Origin of the sequence: Micromonospora sp. NPDC023956 (assembly GCF_040639195.1) — a bacterium.
Classification (GTDB): Bacteria; Actinomycetota; Actinomycetes; order Mycobacteriales; family Micromonosporaceae; genus Micromonospora.
The window spans coordinates 1-5,120 of record NZ_JBEZZN010000035.1 but is presented as its reverse complement, the minus strand read 5'-3'; the positions used below and the strand labels follow the sequence as shown (position 1 = coordinate 5,120).

Annotated in this window: 3 protein-coding genes; 2 read left to right on the top strand and 1 reads right to left on the bottom strand. The window is 73.9% G+C overall.

Features of this window, described 5'->3' with window-relative positions:
- A partial coding sequence (locus AB0F58_RS29885) for a condensation domain-containing protein (RefSeq protein WP_357150219.1) occupies positions 1-2,352 on the top strand: 2,352 nt, incomplete at its 5' end.
- Between the two features lie 9 nt (positions 2,353-2,361).
- Here AB0F58_RS29885 and AB0F58_RS29880 read toward each other — a convergent pair.
- Positions 2,362-3,288 (bottom strand): alpha/beta fold hydrolase, encoded by a 927-nt coding sequence (locus AB0F58_RS29880; RefSeq protein ID WP_357150216.1) that lies wholly within the window; start codon positions 3,286-3,288, stop codon positions 2,362-2,364.
- 153 nt (positions 3,289-3,441) lie between these two features.
- On the opposite strand from AB0F58_RS29880, the gene AB0F58_RS29875 reads away from it, so the two are divergent.
- Positions 3,442-5,120, top strand: a 1,679-nt coding sequence (locus AB0F58_RS29875) for a condensation domain-containing protein (RefSeq protein ID WP_357150213.1), incomplete at its 3' end; no start/stop codon positions are given.

Below are 5,120 nucleotides of genomic sequence, written 5' to 3'. Positions count from 1 at the left end.
AGTTTGGCGGGTGAGCCGTTGCGGGGGGAGTTGGTGCGGGGGTTGCGTCGGGTGGCGCCGGGGGCGCGGGTGTTCAACCTCTACGGCCCCACCGAATCCACCACGTACGCCACCGGCTGCGAGGTCACCGACCCGGACGCGATCACCATCGGCCGGCCCATCACCGGCACCGAACTCATGATCGTGGACGACCGGCTGCGGCCGGTGCCGCCCGGCGAGATCGGCGAGATCTGTCTGGCGGGTGCCGGCCTGGCGCGCGGTTACCTCAATCGGCCGGGGTTGACGGCGGAGCGGTTCGTGCCGAATCCGTTCGGTGCGGCGGGTTCCCGGATGTACCGGACCGGCGACCTGGGGAGGTTTCTCTCCTCGGGTGAGGTGGAGTTCCACGGTCGGATGGACTTCCAGGTGAAGGTGCGCGGTTTCCGGGTGGAGCTGGGGGAGGTGGAGGCGGCGCTGCTCGGGTGCACGGGGGTGTCGGATGCGGTGGTGACGGCGGTACGGCACGGCGCGGAGGCCGATCCCCGGCTGGTGGCGTACGTGGTCGGAGAGGCTGCCGAGGAGGAGGGCATCCGCCGGCGGCTGGCGGCCGAACTACCGCACTTCATGATCCCCTCGGCCTTCGTCTTCCTCGACGCCCTCCCCCTGACGCCGACCGGCAAGATCGACCGCAACGCGCTGCCCCCCGTCGCCCCCGAACCGGCCGAACCCGACCCGGTCGCGGCGCTTCCCGCCGCCGACGTGACGGCGCGTCAGGCCGGGCTCTGCCGGCTCGCCGCCCGGGTGCTGCACCACGCCCGGGTCGACCCCGACGACGACTTCTACGCGCTCGGCGGCAACTCGCTCTCCGCCGCCGAACTGGCCGCAGCGGTCCGGGCCGAACTGGGTGCGGAACTTCGGGTCGACGACATCCTGCGCCATCCCACCCCCGCCGGCTGGGCGGCCCGCCTCGACTTCCGGGGCCACACGCGCCCCCCGGTCGGCCCGCTGCCCCGCCCGACGCCGCTGCCCGCCTCGTACGCGCAGCAGAACCTCTGGCTCGTCGACCAGTTGGAGGGGCCGAGCCCCCGCTACAACGAGCCGTTCGCGCTACGGCTGCGCGGCCCGCTCGACGTGGCCGCGCTGCGGGCGGCCCTGACCGCGGTGGTGGCCCGGCACGAGGCCCTCCGCACGGTGCTGGAACTCGCGGACGACGTCGTGGTCCAGCGGATCGTCCCCGCCGACCGGGTCGACCTGCCCTGCCCGGTCGTCGAGGTGACCGGGGCCGACCTGCCCGCCGCCCTGCGCGACGCCGTCGGGCGGACCTTCGACCTCGCCCGGGACCTGCCCGTCCGGGCCGGGCTGTTCCGGCTGGTCGACGGTGCCGGACCGGTCGACACGCACGTCCTGCTCGTGGTCGTCCACCACGTCGCCTGCGACGGCTCCTCGGCTGCCCCGTTCTGGCGGGACCTCGCCGCCGCCTACGACACGCCGTCCGCCCTGCCACCCGCACCGCCCGTCCAGTACGCCGACTTCGCCCTCTGGCAGCGCGACCTGCTGCACCCGGACCGGGACCGGCACGACCTCGTCCGGCGGCAGTCCCGGTTCTGGTCGACCGCGCTCGCCGGGATGCCGGAACTGATCGGGCTGCCCACCGACCGGCCGCGCACGACGCACCGCACCGCCACCGGTGCGGCCGTCCCGCTGCGGGTGCCCCGGTCCCTGCACCTCGGGCTGGCCGCGCTGGCCCGGGCGCACCGGGCCACCGTCTTCACCGTCGTGCACGCCGCTCTCACCGCCCTGCTCGCCCGGCGGGGGGCCGGACCGGACGTGGTCGTCGGGGCTGTCGTCTCCGGCCGGGTCGATCCGGCCCTCGACGACCTGGTCGGCTTCTTCGCCAACACGGTGGTGCTCCGCGTCGACGCCGGCGGTGACCCGACCTTCCTCCGACTGCTGGAGCGGGCGAAGGAGACCGGACTCGCCGCGCTGGCGAACCAGGACCTGCCGTTCGAGCGGGTCGTCGAGCTGGTCAACCCCACGCGGACGTTCGCGTACTCGCCGTTGGTGCAGGTGATGCTCGCCTTCCAGGTGCGGCCGGTCCGGCCACCGGCGTTGCCCGGACTGGAGACGTCGTTCGAGCCGGTCGACACCGGGCTCACCCAGTTCGACCTCTGCTTCCAGGTGGTCGAGCAGGTCGACGCCGACGACGCACCCGGCGGGATCACCGGATCCGTCAGCTTCGCCACCGACATCCTCGACCGGACGACCGTCGTCGACCTGGTCGACGACCTGCTGGGCATCCTCGCCTCCGTGGTCGAGCGGCCGGACACCCGGATCTCCGCGCCGGAGCTGGCGTCGGCTCCGGCGTCCGCCTGACCCGGGAGGTCAGTGGCCGTGCCCCAGGAAGTCCCGTACCTCCGCCATGACCGCCCCGCCCGCGCGGGCCGGGAAGAAGTGGTCGCCGTCGAGTTCGCGTACCCGGACCGCCGCCCGCGTCCAGCGCCGCCACCGGTCGCAGTGCACCCCGGTCACCGACTCGTCCGCCCGGCCGTGCAGGGCCAGGAGGGGAACCTCGAGGCGGTCCGCCTCGGTCCACTCCCGTCGGCAGGAGACGGCCACGGCGAGGTCGGCCCGGACGGCCGGCAGGAACGCCGCCAGGGCGCCGGGATCGGTCGCCCACTCGGCCGGGATGCCGCCGTGCTCCCGCATTCCGGCGACGAGGTCCTCGTCGCTGGCGGTGAGGATGTCGGGATCGATGAGGTCCGGTGGTACGGCCGCCGCGGCGACCAGCAGCGCCAACCGGTCCGCCGGCAGCCGGCGGGCCACCTCGGCGGCGATCAGCGCACCGCCGCTGTGGCCGACCAGGACGCACCGCCGGTCGGCGTACCCGGAGGTGATCTCGTCGGCGAGCCGGTCGGCGAGCGGTTCGACCCGCGTGTACGGCACCTCGCCGAGCAGTTCCTCCCGGCCCGGCAGGTGGACCGCCACCACCTCGACCCCGCCGGGAGCCTGCCGCTCCCAGGAGCCGAAGGCACGGGGGCCGACTCCGGCTCCGGGGATCACGATCAGCACCGGGTCGGCACCGGGCGGGGTCAGCGGACGCAGCCGGAGCCGCCCGGGGCGCCCCGTCGCGGCCGGCCGGTCCGGGCCGGTGCGGATCCGCTGAAGGATCGCGGTGCGATGGGCGCGGACCCGGTCCAGGACCTCCGGGGTCAGCACCGAGCGCGGGGCGTCGTAGCGGATCCGGCCGTCCTCCTCCCAGAGCGTCACCCCCATTCGGCGAAGCTCACCGAGTAGTTCGTCGACCACCATTGTTCCGTCCCCCGTTCCGGTTCCGACAAATTGTTCCGCCATGGGTCACGACCCCGGCGGCCGGGCGCTCAGTGTGCCATTCCCGGGCGGTCGACGCGACCGTTCGCCGCCGACGTATTCCGGTACCAGACGAGTCAGTGAGGATTTCCCGCCATGAATGACCTGAACCAGCTTCTGGGCACGCTCCGCGCCGACGGCGTGCGGTTGTGGGTGCACCAGGGGCGGCTGCGCTACACGGCGTCGCGTCCGCTCGCCCCGGAGATGCTCGACACCCTGCGACGGTTCCGCACGGAGGTGGTGACGCTGCTCGAGCGGGAACGGCCGACCCGGGAGACCCCGCTGGCCGACTGGCCCCGGCCCGAGCGGATCCCGCTGTCGTTGGGACAGGGCGGGATGTGGTTCATCGGCCAGCTCGACGACCGACCGGCCACCTACAACGTGACCACGGTGCTGCGCCTGGAAGGGGCGCTGGACGTGGCGGCGCTGCGGCGGGCGGTGCGGGAACTGTCGTGCCGGCACGAGTCGCTGCGCACCACCTTCCCCACGGTGGACGGCGTCGGGGTGCAGGTGGTGGGGGAGGCGACGGACCTCACGGTGACCGACCTGTCCGGCCGGTCGGAGCGGGAGCGGGCGGCCCGGCTGTCGGCGCTGATCCGCGAGCACCACGGACGGGCCTTCGCCCTGGCCACCGGCCCGCTGTTCCTGACCGAGCTGGTCCGGCTCACCGGGCGGGAGCACGTCCTGGTGGTCAACGCCCACCACATCGTCGTGGACGGACCCTCGACCGGCATCCTCTTCGAGGAACTCGACGCCCTGTACGCGGCCTTCGCCCGGGGCGGGGAGTCACCCCTGCCGCCGCCGGTGGCCCAGTACGCCGACTACACGCTCTGGCAGCGGGCCTGGCTCCAGGGGGACGAGCTCGATCGTCAGCTGGCGTACTGGCGGTCCCGGTTGGCCGGCGCGGCCGGCAGCCTGAACCTGCCGACGGACTTCCCCCGCCCGGCGGTCGGCACCTCGGCCGGGGCGATGGTGGAGTTCACCGTTCCCGCCCCGGTGGTCGACGGCCTCGACGGCCTCGCCCGCACCCACTCCGCGACCCTGTTCACCGTGCTGCTCGCCGGCTTCCAGGCGTTGCTGTCACGGTGGGCGCGCCAGGAGGACGTGAGCGTGGGGCTGCCGGTCGACTCGCGTGGGCACCGGGACGCCGAGCGGCTCGTCGGGTACTTCGTCAACACCGTCGTGCTCCGTTCCGTGGTGCAGCGGCAGGCCACCTTCGCCAACCTCGTCGACCTGGTACGGGACGGCCTGGCCGCCGACTACGAGCACCGGGACGTGCCGTTCGACCGGGTGGTGGCGGACCTGGCCCCGGATCGCAGCCTCGGTCGTCACCCGCTGTTCCAGGTGATGTTCGCCTACCTCGGCCCGTCCGGCACGAAGCTGGGCGACCTGCGGGTCACCACCGTGCCGGCGGAGGAGCTGACGGCCAAGTTCGACCTGACGCTCTGGGTCACCCGTCCCGAGCCGGGGCAGGCGGCGCGGGCGGGGTTCGAGTACGCCCGTGACCTCTTCCGGCCGGAGACGGTACAGCGGCTGGCGGCCAGCTTCGTCGCGCTGCTGGAGGGCGCGGTCGGACAGCCGGGGCGCCGGGTGGCCGACCTGCCGCTGCTCTCCTCGTTCGACCTGGTGGAGATGGTCCGGCGGCGGTCCGCGCCACCGGCGGACAGCTGGTCCGGTCGGTTGTTGCATGGGTTGTTTGAGGAGCAGGTGCGGCGGGTGCCGGGTGCGGTGGCGGTGCGGGTGGGTGGGGTTGAGGTGTCGTATGGGGAGTTGGA